This window comes from Ligilactobacillus pabuli, from assembly GCF_022836475.1.
GTDB classification, from domain to species: Bacteria; Bacillota; Bacilli; order Lactobacillales; family Lactobacillaceae; genus Ligilactobacillus; species Ligilactobacillus pabuli.
Genome location: NZ_BQXH01000005.1, coordinates 32,448 through 49,729 on the forward strand (window position 1 = coordinate 32,448; position 17,282 = coordinate 49,729).

Below are 17,282 nucleotides of genomic sequence, written 5' to 3' on the forward strand. Positions count from 1 at the left end.
GTCCTGCTAAGAATGTAATCTAACATTCTTGCAGGGCCCTTTTCTATCTATTTGTCTGCTAAGATTTTTCAAATTCCAATCGGATAATAAAACTTAATAGGGAAGTTGAGATGGTAGCTAGCCTTTTCGAAGGAGAGTGATGCCGATGGTGTAATACACATCAAAGGATTCGTTCAAAATTCTAATGAAAGGAGTAGCGCGGTGCCTGTTGCAGACGCCATACAGCTGATGCTGACTTTTGGTCTTTTGATCATTAGTCTGATTACATTAGTTGTTGAGCTGATCAAAAATCAGCAAAAAAATAATCCATCTTTGCTTTAGCGGCTGATGGATTAAGTTTCACTACTGCTATCGTTTAGTAACACTCATATTGTAACACTAGGCCTGCCGTACTTCCACACCTTGAATCGCATATTCATATGTCCACTGTTTGACCCTAGTCATATCATTTGTCCGGTAATAATCAATCATCAAATTATTCCAGTGCTCCCACTGATTCAATGGAACATTGAGCAAACCTGCTCCGCCATCGATCATGATTTTATTGGCACCGATCATCGCTGTCCGTTTGTTACCGTCCCCAAAAATTTGTTGGCGGATGTTATGACACATCATCGTCAATGCTTGGTCCATTGTCGTGGTATACTAGTTTGTTAAGATTTGTTGTAAAAATAGTGCTTCCTGTTGTTTGTCAATCAGTGGTTGTGCAAAAATTTCTCCACCACCTAAGCTGACCCCACCTTGTCGTTGACGCAGTTCGCCAGCAAAAGCCGTATCTTCCGCCGCGACCAGTTTGTTCAGTTGCTTTTCCAACTCCAACGTTAGCGGTCCCTTCTGGTCCAGAGCAACCAACCAGGCTCGTTTCAAATTAACAAGCGTTAATATATCAGAGACAGGCACTCCTGCTACACTGACTCCATCCAGAACCGTTTGCGTTTGTGCTAGAGTCAGCTTCACACCTTCAAAACGTGCATTCGTATACACTAATTTAGTCAAATTAGCCCGGGTAAAGCGCCGATTTTCAGCAGGAGTAAATTGATATTGATTGGAATATAATTGCTCTTTAGTCATCTTTAGCTTCCCTCTACTAACGCGACAGAACTTTCCTTGCAGCCGTCTTTAATTTTTCATTGGAAATAATTGATCCAATAATTGGCCATTTCTTAATCTTATAATAAATTTTTCGATATTTCGTTAACTCATCCGCTAAAGATGTTGTCTCAATCTTATCTAATAACTCGTCTAAGCTAATTACTTTATCAGGCTTTTGTGTCTCCTTAGCCAGCGCAGTATTTTCTTCGAAATATTTAACATAGCTATCAGTAAGTGGTGCTAAATAATTTAGATTTGCACGATAGCCTTCTAGCGAATTTTCCTGGTCAGCAAATTGTAAGACTTTTTGCGAGTCGTCTGCAATATCCTTAGTAATCCATAAACAATTATGGAAATTTTCGTAGTTTTCGCGAACAACTCCATCATCACCCGCATACACAACAATCGCATGGCCTTTTGCAAACTCTTCAGCAATCGAATAACCCAAGGTTTCAACTTTAGCCGTTGATAGATACATATAATTGTCTGGTTGGCTTTCATTCATAAAGACATAGTCTGTCAAATTATAATGTTCAATCAATTTTTTAATCATCGTCTGACTTGGCCCATAACCATTAACAAAGAAACGAAAATCTCGGTGGCCCATCTTATTGACTAAACAGTCCATTAGTTTGATTGCATATGGAATGTCTTTTTGTGGATCAAAACGAGAATTAACTAAAAAATTAGCATTTCCATACGCATCACGTCGAGAGGTTTTAAAATTAGGATTTTCTTTAGTGCTCAAATGGCTCAAACTAACAGTTTGTACATAGGTGCGATCAAAATGATACTCATTACGAATAAAATCTTGGATGGATTTAGTAGCCACACGAACATAATGGAAGTACGGGAAATTAGGCTCAAGATCCATTTTATCGTCCATCGGCAATGCCGCATGCATTTCACCAATCACAACTTTGTCAGGATAATTATAACGGATATATTTAGCTAGTGGAAAGAAGCCCTCACGTGTAATGAAAACCGTATCCCCCTCTAAATCATCTTGAATATCCTTAACTTCATGAAAATATGCACCTTCTAAAAAACTATTTTCCCGAATTAGCTTAACAACATCTATTTTTTTAAACTCACGAAAGTTATAGTAATGAACTTGGTATCCAGCAGCTAAAAAATCATGAATATTATTCAAATTACTTCGAGTTGTCCCACCTGCAGAAAAAATGTTAAACCCAATAATTGCGATACTTTTTTCCATCGTACGACTAGTCTCCTTGCTTCTTTCTTGTTTTTTAGTTCTTTTTTGATTTTAGTAATTGAAACTCCTAATGTTTCTAGCAGATAAACTACATTTGTTCTAGTTTTCTTTTCACTTTTCTTCAAGCATCATTAATTTCTAATATTACTTACGCCCATGCCGGGGTATTAGTATCATTTAACGGCACCACGGTCTGATTACCATACCCAGCACCAAGCAACAACGGGACGTCGCCTTCCTTGGCCCAGGAAATAATCGTTTGTTCTGGGTAACCCATCTTTTGGGCACAGGCTGCAATAGTAATAGCTTCTTGTTTATTGAAAATCATACTAAGGTAATTTAAATGCTCAATTTGTCGTTGTTCGTTGATTCGTCTCTGATTGGCCGCTGTCAGCGTTACAACTGGCTGATTCGTTTGTTCATCCACTAATGGAATATCGCCATCGCGAGCCCACTTAGCGACTGTATTAACCGTGTAGCCCGTTAACTGAGCTGCTTCTTGGAGCGTATTAACTTGTTCATCGTTAAAAGCATTGCGTAGCTTCATGATCCGCTGGTTACGTTTCTCATTGCTGGCGTCACCTAAAATTCCTAGTTTTCCCACAAATGGTTCCCCCCGTTTCTTGTTCTGGTCGAATTATGTGGTGTTAGTCGAGCTACTCAACTCAGAAGATTCCGCCTATCTCGTCCCAACACTACGGCGCCAAAAACGCGCCCTAGTGTCAGGCCAGGATAGTGCTCGTCTTCTACCGAGTTGCTCCGCTCTGTGTTTTTAGTCGAGTTTTGTGAAACAGAAAGTTCCGCCTATCTAAACTCAGGGTCAATGTCTAAAACGCATTAACTCCTGGCTTCCGATGGTGCTCACTTTCTAAACGTTTCACTCCGCTCTGTGTTTTTTAGTCGATCACTACTTTAGTATTCGTCTCCAGGTTCTCATACATCCATTTAGCATCCGCAACCGATAAACGTACACAGCCATGAGAACGAGCCTTCTTACCCAAGTCCTTGGCCTCATCCTCAATAAAGTTTCCATTTTGGTCAGTTGGTACTGAATGGAAGAGATATACCCCGTGATCCTTGAACGAGATCCAGTACTTCGCACCTTCGCCAGACTCACCATTATAGAAGAAATCGCCCCGTTCTGGTTCAATGTACCAAGTACCCTTTGGTGTTGCCTGATCACCGCCAGCACCGGTCGACGCATACATGGTGTATAATTTGCGCTTGCCATCCATCAAATAAACCCGCGACTTTTTGGTCGAAACATGGATCCAAAAATCTTGGGCTTGGTCCAAATCTGGATACGCCACTGTCTCTGACGATTTCCGCCAGTCAATTGGTGTCCGCATGTTATTTTTTTTTGCTGCCTTCTTAGCCTTAGCGGGCTTCTTTTTTGTTTGAGTCACTTTGGCAGGTGTTTTCTGTGCGTGTGGTTTTTCGATGTGATCTGAAATCATCGCTAATACGACAGTCACCACTAAACATAGACCAACTCCACCCAGAACTTTCATCACTGTTTTCTTTGTCAAAATATTACCTCTCTCTTATTTATTACCAATTTCTAAACTATTTTGTACCCCCAGCATCCCCATTAGCACCTTCCTCTGTGCCTGGGTTATACCAATTAACGCGCGCATTAGTTTTTTGCTTAGTTAAGTCAAAATAGCTGACGACATGTGCTGGAGCTTTTTCCCACTGATAATGCTGCACCAATTTGCCTCGAGTGATGATCCGGTACTGAGTGCTTGGATATAAGCAGGTAATAATGGTTACCTGTGGGTTAGCCGTGGGATTTAACACACCAATGTCCGTTGCTTGCACTACAGTTTGCCCAGTGATCCGGTAAGCGTAAATTCCTTCCTGGTCAGCCAAATAAATTTTATCTCCGTCTAGCCAGTGATTCGTTTGCCGTTTACCATCGACTATGTATGGATCATCTTGCTTCAAATTTTGTTGGAGGGGACTAAAACCGGTTTTCCCGTCGTAAAAATTATGACTGGCTAAGCCGTAATTACTTTGACCCATTCGTGGCACACGTTTACCAGCTGGATCAGCTTGCGAACGATTAGCGTAATTCGCGCCGGCCGCTAATCCTTTTTTCGAATAAGCATCATTAAAAACCGGTTGTAAAATGCCAACCTTAGGGACACTCACAAATCCTTGCTTAGTTAACCCCTGACTTTTTTGCGTCTGACGCATTAACTGCTCTCTAACTTGCTGGCGCTTAGCCAAAGACATTTTCGCCGTCCGTTTTGCTCGTTCATAAGCGACTTTTTGGTGGTAGCGTAAGACTGTGCCCTGAAAATTGAGCCAATTTTGTTGATAGGCTAAATCCCCTACCGCGAGAAGTGCGATTAGCAAGCAAACTAACAATAATAGCTTATTTTTCCATGTTCTTTTCTTCTGCATTGCTGCCCACCTTTCCTGATTTAATCTAGTTTCTATTGTAACAGAGCCCGGGTGATTTTGGGGACTAGAAAAGGGAATTTTAGGAAGCTTTTAGAAAGAAAAAATTAGCATTAAAGCACTTTTTACAAAACTAAAGCATCCTATTGTAAAGCTGAGTCTACAACAAGTTCTGTACACGTTACTTTCCAATAGTTACGTCTACAGCCTGTTCTGTACACGTTACTTTCCGATAGTTGTGTCTACAGCCTGTTCTGTACACGTTACTTTCCGATAGTTATGTCTACAGCCAATTTGTGTACTAAACTTTTACAGACTTTAGTACGTAACATCAATTTGTGTACCCAACTATCTCAAAACCGGGTACACAAACTACGGTTTTAACACTGAAGCCCGTGCAGATGCTCCACCAACGCAACAAAAACTGGCAGATCAGTGAGAAAAATTTTCCCACTATCTGCCAGTTTTTCAGAGCTTTAAACGACTTCCACGTGCAACTGACCATCCTCGACTAATTTCACTTTCAACATCAGTTTATATACTACCAGTGAAACCACTGCTGGGACCACAATTCCCATTAATAAGTAAACCATCAACAAGCGCGGATTCGTCGACGCCAGGTTGATCGGCGCAATCAGCGAGTTCAACCCCAAGCCAGCAATCGTATAACTGACCTTAAACTTGAAGAACACAGCTGCAATTGGTGCTGCAATCAGAGCCGAGACAAAGGATGGCACTGCCAAATATGGATTGATCAACAAGTTCGGGAACTGAATCTTTGGTGTCAAGAAACCCTGCGCGATGTTAGCCCCCAGATTATTTTGGCGCCAAGAAATCACCAAGAAACCGACAAACTGAGCTGTCGTTCCCAACAAAGCCGCTCCTGATGACAGCGGATCTAACATGACCGCTACTGCCAGCGCTGCAGAAGACGCAGGTGTCATCAAGAACAACGACCAGGCCAATGCCACACACATCGATCCCACCAATGGGTTAAGCTTCATTGACTGGGCGATAAACTCACTCAACCAGTTCAAAGCCGGCGTCGTAACGCTCGCCAAACCCAGACCGGAAATCGCACCAACTAACGTAGCTCCCAGTGGAACCAGCATCATATCAAGCGGTGTTTTGCCGGTCAAATACTTACCAACCAAGGCTGCGATCAAGCCCGCTGCCACGGCACTAATTGGCTGACCGGAAGTGAAGATTCCGGCTGAGGCTGCTTGAGCCATTGTGTTACCAGTCGCGGTGACGCCATTGACCCCTGCTTGGGTAAAGTAGACGGCATTAGCCCCCACGGTGGCGGAAATCATTGCTGAAAACATGACGAGCGAATTTGTTTTTAATTGAGTGGCGATCACGGCTCCAAAGGCCGGCGCCAACATCCACTGGGCAATCGCGCCCACTTGGAACAGCGCGTCCCAGTGAATAAAGTTTGCGAGCGACTGAATCAGCAAGCCAACCCCTAACATGACTAAAACGGCGTTAGACACCCCGGCTGAAACTGCATAGACATAGTCTTTGACTGTCATCTGTTCTTCGGTTGCATTCGGCATTGCTGCCTGCTGTGAATCTTGTTTGGCCATAACTGCTTCTTTCATACTCACACAACTCCTTTTGTTTTTGATTGATTTGATATTAAATTAACTCGACTACAAAAAAACGCCCTACTCAAGCCTAATGTTAGCTTGAATAGGGCGTTTCCGCGGTACCACCTATTGGTCCACAACTACGATTGGATCCAAATCGCACTTGCGCTTAACTGCAAAACACACTTTAGTCGGGTTACTCAACCCAGAAGATTGCGCTTAACCTATTTCCAGCCACAATGCCAAAAACGCATTATACCTGAAAATTTGTTAATGCTCGTCTTCTAAGCGGGTTGTTCCACCCTGTGTTTTACAGTTGCCTAATAACGGTGGCAAACCAGCCAGGGCTACTTGGGTTCACTCCGGCCGCGTCTGAGGTGAGAGGTTCATTCCGCTTGTCAGCCCTTTGCACCACCAGGGTCTCTCTGAAGACAACTGCGGACGAACGATCCTCGTCTTTGCGTTTTCATCATAATTTAATTGATTACTAATTTAACCGATTGAATGGAGCTTGTCAATACCTTTTTTAATTCTTTTGAGAAAAAAATTCGTAGATACATTTTGGATAAATGTTCGGTTATCCCTATTCTAGCACCAAGAAAAAATTAACAGTTGACAGTTAAGAGAGCGGGTGTTAGATTGTGAGTACATTAAATTTAAGTTAAAGGCTGTCAGGAGAATTTTATCTTTGGGCGTGGTCAGAGAGTCGCCGGCTGGTGCAAGGCGATCCATTACAAGGCAAATGATCATCTCCTAGCTGCACAAATGAACGGTTGTTGCTTCATTAACCACTCAATAGTCTGTGCTGGCAAGTCACCCATTATTGTGACAACACACCACTTAATTTGGTGTGTCTGGAGATCTTTGATTTGTGTCTCGTTCAAATCAAGATAAACTAAGGTGGTACCGCGCACAAGCGCCCTTAACGACTAGTAATGACTAGTCGTTTTAGGGCGCTTTTTTTGACAATTTTTAGCAAATTACAAACGGAAAACATTTTGGAGGTTGGATACAATGACAGAACAAACAGCGCATGAACAACAACTAGCTCAAACTCTTTTTGCAGCAGCTGCTAACCATGAACCCTTACAAGCAGCCGATTTTGAGCAAGCACAGCTCTTGCCCGACGATGAGAGTGCTTATCGGGTTCAAGACGCTTTGACAGCTCTCAAACAAGAAGCTGTCGGCGGCTACAAAATTTCTTTGACTAGTCCTGAAACGCAGGCACTATTTCAGGCAGATAGTCCTTTGTATGGTGCCCAAGTAGCGAGTCACGTTTTAGCTGCGCCACACGCTTTTGCAGCGCGCGACTTGCTGGAACCGTTGGCGGAAGTTGAGCTATTATTCACAGTCCAAGAAGAACTAAGCGTAGACGATTCTCCTGCTGAGTTGTTAGCGAAAACACTAGTTGCACCGGCCATCGAAGTCCCCGACTCCCGTTTTAGTGCATGGTTTCCAGCTCTAGCAAAACGGCTCGTACTCGCAGACGCTGCGGTGGGCGGTTATATCGTGTATGGCCGCGAACAACCGGCGAATGTTGTCTTCTCTTCGCCAGACGAAGTCGCTCAGGTCACTTGTCAATTATTCCATGATGGTACCCATTTGAAAGACGGTCAGGCGACCGAGGTTCTTGGTAACCCGCTCACTTCACTCCATTGGCTGGTGGAAAAACTAGCGAGTCAAGGAAAATCCTTAGCAGTCGGACAGCGTGTTTCCAGTGGGACATTTTTGTTGCCTGAACCACTAACTGCCGGTGAATGGCGTGCGGAATTTAACAGTAGCTTGGGTGAAGTTAGTTTGAACGTGACTGATTAACTGTGAGGTTGAGGAATTTTCAAGAATAGCTAAAAGGACAAAGTAACTTACTTGTGCTATCTTGAAAAAGCAATGTTAGTTATTTCTAATAACAGTGGCCAGAATAAATAAAAAGTCGTCCTACTATCACTGTAACCAGTTATAGTGGGACGACTAATTAGTATAGAGTAACATTATCGTTACCTTTAAAATAAATTATGTTAAACATAGTTCTATGTTTTCATGCATAAATCATCTTGTTTTTCGAAGGGGATATAAATTTATTTCTCTTTTTTAGAAGCCTGAAAAATGACTTCTTCTGTTTTATCCAAAATTTTTTGAGCATCTTTTTTCTCTAAAAAGCTTGTTTCATAGCAATTTTGCATCCATTTAGGCTTAGGTATTTGTTTGTCTACATACCAGCTAACAACCTGAGGGTACAAGAACACTCTATATCCAGGGTACCCAAACTTTCGGTTTGTTTCTTTTGAAATTAAAGTATGCAAAATTAAATGTTCGATTAAATCACAATAAATCAACTCTTTCTTTGTTTGTAGCTTAAAATGATATCTATTAGTAAAAATGTAGTCTTCATTGTTAAGATTTAAATTATTAATTTCGCCAACGTGATGACAATATAAACCATCAGACGTTCTAGAGTATTTTCCCTTAGTTATCTTTTTAATTTCGTGATTTAGAAATTTATTATAAGAGTTTTCTCTAAAAAAATCATCTTTTGCCTCTCCATATTTTTTTCTCAGAGATTCAACCGCTTCTGTATAAGTCCCATTTAATAGTTGATAATAAAATTTAATTCGCTCATCATATGCATCCATAGCCCATACTTCCTTTTTACTTGATCTTTAAATATCGATTTTAAGAATCCTTTTCTTCCGATCTATTTAAGAAATTTATACGCTCACTTTCCAGCCATCATCTTTGAAAACTCGTTCTTCATGACGTTTAGGAAAGAACGTTGCTTCTTTCTGCTTTAATTTTTTCAAACCAAAGACTAGTTTCTTAGCCGACGGTTCACCGACTTTAATTGCGTATAAATCTCCTGGTAGCTCTGTAAAAGATACCCGACCATTTTCATCGGAAATAGCAGAGTACCCCTGCCCTGCACGAAAAATTTTCTTTTTCCCATTCTTTGCTAATAACTGAACCTTAACACCGCTAACTGCTGTACCGTTCTCATTAACCAACGTAAAACAGAAGTCAAAGACATGTTTTCTCAACATAAAATTGTGCATCAAGCGCATGATTCCTACGATCAATATTATAAATAAAGTCACGCTACCAATTAAAATTAACAACTGCTGCATGTTGTTCTCATTGGTAGCTCTCTTAGCCTCTTGAGCGATTTTCTTAGTGTAAGGGACGCGGTAACCAGTCAGCAACAGCCGATGTGAATTAATCATGTAAGGCGTGCAAGTCAATAGAGTCGCCAGATCTTTATGCGGTTCAATTTTCAAAACTTCAGTGTTATTAGGTTTCACGACCTTTATTTTATTAACTTTATAGGCTCGGTTTTTATGACCAACCTTAATGACAAACACATTTCCCTTCTTCACATGGTTCAAATCAGTAAATAACTTCCGCCTAGCCAAGCCCCGGTGACCTGCGATCACAGTGTGAGTGCCTTTCCCACCAATCGGATAAGAAGTTCCTTGTACGACTGTAACCCCGTATTCCAGTAGGGTATCAGAAGTTTTATCAAACAAAGGCACGTGCACTTTGATTTTCGGTACCGAAACAGTCCCAATCATATGTTTTTGTAAAGTGATACGTTCCTGTTTTGAGCTACCTTTAAACGGGTCGGAAGCAATATGGATTCCCGCTTTAGATAGATTTTCATTTTCGTTTTTCATTTTCTGAGCAGTCTGATTATTGATTCGCCCCAAATGTTGGATCCGGAACTGGTCAATAAAGTTATTAGCTGCGCCGACATAAAATGGGTACAGTGCGATGCCACAGCCAATTAAAAATAAGAGCAGCATTAAGATCTGCCACACCTGATTTGCCCGTCCAGTTGATTTCTTCTTCTGCATTCTTCTAGCCTTTCGTTACCTTCAAATCATTCATTTGTGTTGCTACAAAAGGCCGCCGAATGATGATCGACAGCCTTTCCTAATCAGTTTATTTATTAACGCTATTTCTATTAAACTTCTTCACGACGTCTTGAGAAGTAGAAGCCAGCAGCTGCCACACTCACGATCAGAACCCCAGCTAACAAGTAAAGGTAAATTCCGTGACCACCAGTTGATGGCAAAATACCTTTATGGATATTCTTAACCGTAACTTTTTGTGCATCTGCATATGAACCATTAGAAACGCTAAATTTAACTGGGGAAATTAACTTAGCATAACCTTCTGGAGCTTTAGTTTCGACCATCGCATAGCTTTCACCAGCATTTAACTTAGCGGAATATTCCAAACCTTGAACTTGGAACAAACCAGTGGCATCAGATTTAACTGTTGTTGCATCAGCAGCTTTGTCTGACCAGCCTAACAGCTTGCCATTGGCATCCATTTGAGCATAAGCAACAGTATTGCCGTCTTTATCTAACTTAACTAAATTAAATTCTGCGTTAGCCAATTTGTCACTTGCTTTGTCTTGATCCTCCTTCACGAACTTAGCACCACCAGTGTAAATCTTAGGAGTCTTCTCAGCAGGTGTTGTTGTAGTATCCGGGCCATTTCCGATAGTAAGTTCAGCCTCGTTGTCTGACACTTTATCAGGAACAGCATCTTTAGTCAGTGTTGCTTCGTAATGAACCTTAATTTCTTTACCAGCAAATGATTGAACTGCGGCAGTCTGCTTGAATTCTAACTTGTACCCATTACCAGCGGCTGTGACCATATAATCAGTACCTTTAGTTAAACCGGTAACTTTGAGTGAGTCCACATCGACCTTCAAACCATTAGTTGGTGTATCAACGACATTAAATGTATCTTTATCTTTAATGTTCCATGGTACTGTAACAGTGATGTCGTATCCGAACTTATCACCATATTGTGCGTTATTATATGTGTTCTGTCCGTCAGTAACCGTTAATTTTTTCTTAGAAGCATCATCAAGATCCTTAGTGATAACCTGATTATCATCAACTTTTTCGTTCTTTGGGTATACCTGAACGTTGGTATTGATATCTGTCGTTGAACCCGTCTTAAAAATTGGCATGTTCAATACAATTGGAGCTGCTTTTTGGGTAACACTTGTTGGTGAGTTAGTTTCAACAAAAAGATATGTTTTGTAATTACCCTTTGAATCTTTTAAAGGTAAGTTAGCAAAGGCTGCAATTCCGTCTTCGCCATCTTTAGTAGCAGTCTTTTCTTCATTAGTTTTAGTTGCATATGAAGGAGCTTGGTCGGCTGCGTCCTTTTGAATTGCTGCTACAGCATCTTCAGCAGATTGACCGTTGTTCCGTAAACTCAGAAAATGATCAGTAACATCATAAGCAGCAAAAGTAACTCCGTTCAAACCTTCACCGCCAAAATCACTCATAACGTCCTCTGTATTTTGCTTACTAGCCGGTATTTTATCAAAAGCACGTTTGTGTAAAGTCACATTTACGGTGCTTGCAACCGTGTCAGCTTTAACTATTTGAACTCCAGTCAATCCTTGAAACAACAACGGAACAACTAGCAAAATGCTAGCAATTAAGTGGTAAAATCTACTACTTTTCTTCATCTAAATCTTCCCCTTTTCTTCTTTTTAAAATAGCAATTGTTACCAGACTGATTATGACTAAAGTTAGACCAAGCCAAAAAGCTTGTTTCTTGATGACACCTGTTGTAGGTAAGGTCGGCTTGATCTCATTTGGTCGACTTGGTGTCGGCCGCGACGGATTGGCATTATTTGGTCGACTTGGTGTCGGTTGCGTTGGTTCACCAGGTGTAGTCGGAGAAACTGGCTGACCTGGATTTTCGGGATTCTCAGGTTTAGGTGACCCCGGAGTCGAACCCAAAGCCGACTTAGTATAAACATCTACTTCATTTTTAAGGTTCCCGTTTGAATCAGTAATTGGGAAACTCAAGATCAGTGGCTGTGCGGTAAGCTCTTGCCCGGACGTGTTGAACGACTTACCAACTTGTACAATTAATACAGCTTGAATTTCTGCATTAACTGTAAAGGGTCCAGTTTTTCCGCTTCTGTCTGTTTTTAAATCAGTGAGTTTCGTTAACTTGTTATCTCTGATATATTGTTGGATTGCTTGTGGATCTTTAGCAGCTAACTTTTCAAGCAGTTTCTCCTGCTGCATAGCAGAATGCCCCACTTCTTCAAAAGGTCGACTTAAGTCATAAACTGAAAAATACGAATTTATACCAGTGGTTTCACCCGTCGGAGTTAACTTTCCATGATGTAAAATCAGCTTGGTTGGTACTCGTACAGACTGCGCATGACTAGTACTAGTCGATGTAAACTGCAGGAAAATCCCTAGCACGGCGACTAAGGTGAGTAAACTCAAGCGCCAAAAACCTTTTTTACTCATCTCTACACCTCCTGACTTTTAGTCCGAAGAAAGACAACTATTCCACCTAGAGAGACTACAATAATCGTTAGTCCTACTAAGAGATACCCACTTATTCCATGACCACCAGTCTTCGGTAAAACGCCTTGGGCATGATCTTTAATCGTGACTCTAATTGTGTTATTAGCTGTCCCCATCGTCAGATTAGAGGAACCACTAACATCTTCAGGTAATTTAACTGCTCCATCCTTGTTGATGGTGAATTTAATTTCCTGCTGTAACAGCGAATAGCCCTTGGGCGCTTTAGTTTCTTTCAAAGAATAACTGCCTGGTTTTAACCCCACAAATTTAACAAGTCCGTTTGAATCAGTAGCCAGTTCTTGATTGACACCATTACCAGTTAAATTAAAACTGGCATTTGCTAACTTTTTATTCTGATTGTCTTGGTCAACTTTAGTTACAACCAACTCGAAGTCTTTTAACTTATCATACTGGGCATAAGTCAACACTGCAGCTTCCTTACTACTATCAAGATAGAAACCATTTGTACTTGGCAGACTATTCTGACTGATCTGCTGACCACTTTGGTCAAGAAATTTACCATCATCTGTTATGCGAAATTTAACCTGCGTACTATTTAACTGATATCCTTGCGGTGCACTAACTTCTTCAATTGAGTAGTATCCCGGCTTAATAGCTGACAAGTCTTCGTTAGCTTTGAACTCCTGCTCTTTAGTATTTGTATCCGGCATTTGCCACTGATCAGTGTACTTAATTAACTTATAAGTTGCACCCGTTAATTTTTGACTGCTGTCAGCTGCATATTTCTGTACTTGGAAGCCTAAAGCAGTATTCGTGATGGTCAACTTATCAGAATCATTACTAAATGACGGAATGTAGCCGTCAACGGCATCCTCTTTAGTCAGTTCATACTTAAAGTCTTGCCCATTATTGTTAAATTTTGGCAAGTACACTTGCTGTGAGTCTACCTTCAGTTGTTTAAACTCTTTTTTCCAACCATCATTAGCCGTTAAACTTCCACTGGCATTTTGCCAGGAATTTGGGTCACCAACATTCTGCCGTGAAACTGTGAAGTTAACACTATTTGGCTCTTTAACACCTGGCAAGTTATGCCAAATTTTATTAATATTGAGTGTGACTCCAGGTGCCTTAGCCGACGGAACACCAAACTCAACTTTGGTATTAGACTGATCTGCACGCGGCGTTAAGGTCGTTGTACCGTTCATTTGATACCAGTGCTCAGGTTGAAAACCTTTGTCCTCAGTATTCATGTGAACCTGATAATGAACTTGAATTTCCTGATCTTTACCTAAGTTCAAATTAGCAACGTTTAACTGATTGCTACTTAACTGAACATCTGGCAACTTAGTGACCTGCTGAGCACCCACACTCTTAACTGTTGGGCTTATTTCTGAAGCATAGTTAAACTGCGCTCCCAGCGGATCACTGATTGAACCGTTAACTATGGTGTTAAAGCCGGAAACAACATCCTTGGCCTGCTGATTTAAATAATCAGTCACTGCCGCGGCAGAATCAGCATCTTGATACATTCCCGGAGAAGCGATTTTTTCCATCCGTTCACGAACTTGTTGTTCATCCAAATAGTTTGCATCATTACTTAACTGAATACCTAAAGCATGAAGTTCTGTGACACGCTCCTGTGAAATTTTTGCTTCACCTAATGTCGCCGCCCATGTATCTTTAATAAGATTACCTGAACTATCAGTATATTCTTCTGGCAGACCTAAAAGTCCCTTAAGCCTTGATGTGTTGCCAGGATTATCTATCCTACTGTTGAATTTAGTACCATAAATCGTTCCATCACTATCTTTGGTGGAATTTACAACTTTATATGAGGAGGTTGGTACTCCGTCAGTTAATAGAATCATCATTTTCTTATTATCAGATGAATCATTAGTCAACATCTCAGTTCCTTGTCGGATTCCTAATTGGGTGAAGGTTCCTCCATTGAATTCCCCATTTAAAGCGTCGTTAATTTCTTTTCGGTGTTGTCCATTTGATACACTTCCTAAACCAACAAGTTCCTTTCTATAGCCTCTACCAGGACTAGAATAACCAACCAAACCGACATTAACATAATCACCAATTCCTGCATCTTCAATTAACTGTAAGAACTGCTTCACACCATCACGAACAGCCTGCGCTCGATCAGCGTGAAGTGGATTATTATTTGGGTCCATTGAACCAGACATATCTACCACTAAAACAATGTCAACTGGTTTAATATCCTTTTGAGAGTTACCTTTAACATTTAGATAAACATCATACAAACCAGGCGTGTTGGTTTCCTTAGCATATTTTCTAATTGCATATTCAGGATCACTACTATCAGTTCCAAACTTTAAATATGAGTCTTTTGTATTACTTGGATCTCCATCCCAGTTATTATTGTTATCAACTCCTGTACTCGTTCCGCCTTGATGATTCCTGACATTCTTTTGATTGCTTGGTTGCCAATAATTTTTAGGATATGTACCATTTTCATCAGTATAGCTAGGTGTTAGACCACTCTTTGTATTATCAGCATGAGCACTAACTCCGCCTAAAAAAACGAGCAGTACCAAAGTACATAAAGTTAAAATTCGTTTGACATTAAAACTAGAAATCAATTTTTCTTCCTCCTTTACTTAACTTTTAACTGTTTGTAGGCTTACATTTAAAATTATGCTTATTTCGAAATAAAACAAATTTTCAAATTAAGTTAATTCTTTTATAAATTAGCCAAGAGATGTAATGTTTACTTAAGAAGTATAACAATTAGTAACTCGTTTTTTTTTGTAAAATTTAAATATTAGTATCATGTTTTTATTATCATTTTTAAAAAATGATACCGCAAAATCAACCAACCTAGTTCAATTTTTTGAATATCCCACAGAATTTCTCTTCAAAGAATCAATAATTACAACGTCTAACAATCATTTTTTCATCCTTTAATTAATGCTGATGTCATCTCAATGCTTAACTTTATTAGAGAGAAAATCCTAGTCGCGAAGGCTTTTAAATCATTTTTTTAATATAAAGACAATACAAAAGGGCAACTTCTGTACTTAACGCAAATCAGCATGTTTTTCAAAGTCTTAATTTTTCATCATTTCTATAAAAAATTGATACATTTTTTGAAATAATAATTCACTTTTTTATTTGAGGTTTTAGTATAATTATTGCAAGACTTTCTTTTGCTTTTTCAAGGGGATGATGAAAATTTTAAAAGCTTTTGTTCCTTTTTTAGATAAAGAACGATATCTTCTAGTTCGTTTTTTCGAATTTTTCCTAAATAAGAACTCCGATGATCACACTATTTCTTTGATCGAAATTCAAAACGAATTAGCGGTTAGTTCTTATCGTTTACGAGAAATAATCACAACTGCGCAGGATATCTGTGCCAAAATTCCTGAACTCCATCTCTCTCCAGTAAAAGATAAACGAATCCGTCTAACAGGATTAGGCACACTACAACTTAAAAAAATAATCCTTCAAGAAGCACACGCCTCGTTGCGCTTCAAAATTTTCATTCATATTTCCTTAAAGCCCAAAAGTTACTCCGACTCTAAATTTCAAAAAAAAAATGGTATTAGTCGAGCAACTTATTTCAGATTTAAAAGTAATCTGATCAGTGACCTTGACAACAAGTTAATCCAATCGTCACATACCAACGAAAGCTGCATCCGTTACTATATCTACAGTGTTATACTCTACTTTTCTTATCTTGATTTTTTCGATGATACTGATTCAAAAAAGCAGTTAATTGACAGCATCAACCAAATAACTCTTTTGCTTAAGCTAAGTCCTACCAATACTCAACGTAAACAACATCTTTATTTTGGTGCCGTTAGTTACTGGCGAAGTAAGAACGGTCACAGACTTACAAAAGCTGACAATAGATTTTTTGTAGCGGTTAAAAACACTCCTGAAATAATCAATTTTACTCAATATTTCATCAATTCATGGAATATGAAGAAAACTCGCGCATTACGGTGTGTGCGTTTCTTTACAACCTTTCTATTAACTTATGAAGAAATTAGTGCCGAGAAACTTCCATTTCTTCATGGCTACGACCTAGTAAATGACTTAACTCAACAACAATTAACCATTATTCGTAAACATTTTGCTGGCAATTCAACACTAAATATTAATTCATTAACTAACAAACTACTTAAAACTAATGTTAAAATACTAATCCCTGTTTTTTTAAATACATCATATACTAACCCTAAGACTTGTTTTTTCTATGAGAATTCTTACTTAGATGCTGATCAACTAACCAAAAAGTTGTTGAATGTTCGTAATGCTTACAAAAAAAGTCGTCCACTAGGCTCTGACGAATATACACAACTTTACTATTCTTATTTATTTACTATAATGGCTGAGATTCCCATCTCTTCTTTTTCAGATAGAATCCATATCGCAGTAGACTTTTCTCCGGGAGTAACATATACGGACTATGTTAAAAAGAAGCTAATTGAATTTTCTTTTTTAAACATTCAAATTGACAATTTTGTCAATCCGCAAACAGATATCTATATTACAAATAACTTCGACCAAACTTTCAAAAACGAACAGGTCATCTGGGAACGCCCGCCACAAACTGCCGAACTAATGCATTTACGAAAACTTATTGTTCGCGTTAAAAACAATAAACTTAAGAAAAAAGAAAGCGACTATTAA

The 17,282-nt window shown here is 39.6% G+C and carries 13 protein-coding genes and 1 pseudogene; 3 read left to right on the forward strand and 11 right to left on the reverse strand.

Features of this window, described 5'->3' with window-relative positions:
- Nucleotides 1–201: 201 nt before the first annotated feature.
- Nucleotides 202–321 (forward strand): putative holin-like toxin, encoded by a 120-nt coding sequence (locus tag LPAF129_RS03610; protein ID WP_244054800.1) that lies wholly within the window; start codon nucleotides 202–204, stop codon nucleotides 319–321.
- 57 nt (nucleotides 322–378) lie between these two features.
- On the opposite strand, the pseudogene LPAF129_RS03615 reads toward LPAF129_RS03610, so the two are convergent.
- From LPAF129_RS03615 to LPAF129_RS03640, 6 genes and pseudogenes are all read right to left on the reverse strand, one after another.
- A pseudogene (locus LPAF129_RS03615) lies at nucleotides 379–1,071 on the reverse strand (filamentation induced by cAMP protein fic).
- Nucleotides 1,072–1,087: 16 nt separating this feature from the next.
- Nucleotides 1,088–2,311: a glycosyltransferase gene (locus LPAF129_RS03620; RefSeq protein WP_244054801.1), complete on the reverse strand. Its 1,224-nt coding sequence runs from the start codon at nucleotides 2,309–2,311 to the stop codon at nucleotides 1,088–1,090.
- 148 nt (nucleotides 2,312–2,459) lie between these two features.
- A complete protein-coding gene (locus LPAF129_RS03625; RefSeq protein ID WP_244054802.1) occupies nucleotides 2,460–2,915 on the reverse strand; it encodes a helix-turn-helix domain-containing protein in 456 nt (151 codons plus the stop codon).
- Between the two features lie 292 nt (nucleotides 2,916–3,207).
- Nucleotides 3,208–3,840, reverse strand: coding sequence for a L,D-transpeptidase (locus tag LPAF129_RS03630; RefSeq protein ID WP_244054803.1), 633 nt, complete (start codon nucleotides 3,838–3,840; stop codon nucleotides 3,208–3,210).
- A 37-nt stretch (nucleotides 3,841–3,877) separates the two neighbouring features.
- The gene (locus LPAF129_RS03635; RefSeq protein ID WP_244054804.1) at nucleotides 3,878–4,720 is read right to left on the reverse strand and encodes a class A sortase; all 843 of its coding nucleotides are present in this window, start codon (nucleotides 4,718–4,720) and stop codon (nucleotides 3,878–3,880) included.
- A 473-nt stretch (nucleotides 4,721–5,193) separates the two neighbouring features.
- A complete protein-coding gene (locus LPAF129_RS03640) occupies nucleotides 5,194–6,273 on the reverse strand; it encodes a PTS sugar transporter subunit IIC (RefSeq protein WP_244054884.1) in 1,080 nt (359 codons plus the stop codon).
- Between the two features lie 1,047 nt (nucleotides 6,274–7,320).
- Here LPAF129_RS03640 and LPAF129_RS03645 point away from each other — a divergent pair.
- A complete protein-coding gene (locus LPAF129_RS03645) occupies nucleotides 7,321–8,121 on the forward strand; it encodes a 2-keto-4-pentenoate hydratase (RefSeq protein ID WP_373875031.1) in 801 nt (266 codons plus the stop codon).
- Nucleotides 8,122–8,381: 260 nt separating this feature from the next.
- Here LPAF129_RS03645 and LPAF129_RS03650 read toward each other — a convergent pair whose 3' ends face one another.
- From LPAF129_RS03650 to LPAF129_RS03670, 5 genes are all read right to left on the reverse strand, one after another.
- Entirely contained in the window at nucleotides 8,382–8,936 is a 555-nt protein-coding gene (locus LPAF129_RS03650) for an SAV1803-related protein (protein ID WP_244054806.1), read from the reverse strand.
- 75 nt (nucleotides 8,937–9,011) lie between these two features.
- On the reverse strand, nucleotides 9,012–10,151 hold the full coding sequence (locus LPAF129_RS03655) for a class C sortase (protein WP_244054807.1): 1,140 nt from the start codon (nucleotides 10,149–10,151) through the stop codon (nucleotides 9,012–9,014).
- 110 nt (nucleotides 10,152–10,261) lie between these two features.
- On the reverse strand, nucleotides 10,262–11,794 hold the full coding sequence (locus tag LPAF129_RS03660) for a SpaH/EbpB family LPXTG-anchored major pilin (protein ID WP_244054808.1): 1,533 nt from the start codon (nucleotides 11,792–11,794) through the stop codon (nucleotides 10,262–10,264).
- Nucleotides 11,781–12,596: a pilin N-terminal domain-containing protein gene (locus tag LPAF129_RS03665; RefSeq protein ID WP_244054809.1), complete on the reverse strand. Its 816-nt coding sequence runs from the start codon at nucleotides 12,594–12,596 to the stop codon at nucleotides 11,781–11,783. Before LPAF129_RS03665 ends, LPAF129_RS03660 begins: the two co-directional genes overlap by 14 nt.
- A gap of 2 nt (nucleotides 12,597–12,598) precedes the next feature.
- Nucleotides 12,599–15,226 carry a SpaA isopeptide-forming pilin-related protein gene (locus LPAF129_RS03670; protein WP_244054810.1) on the reverse strand — a complete coding sequence of 876 codons (2,628 nt, stop codon included), beginning with the start codon at nucleotides 15,224–15,226 and terminating at the stop codon, nucleotides 12,599–12,601.
- A 586-nt stretch (nucleotides 15,227–15,812) separates the two neighbouring features.
- Here LPAF129_RS03670 and LPAF129_RS03675 point away from each other — a divergent pair.
- Nucleotides 15,813–17,282: a hypothetical protein gene (locus LPAF129_RS03675; protein WP_244054811.1), complete on the forward strand. Its 1,470-nt coding sequence runs from the start codon at nucleotides 15,813–15,815 to the stop codon at nucleotides 17,280–17,282.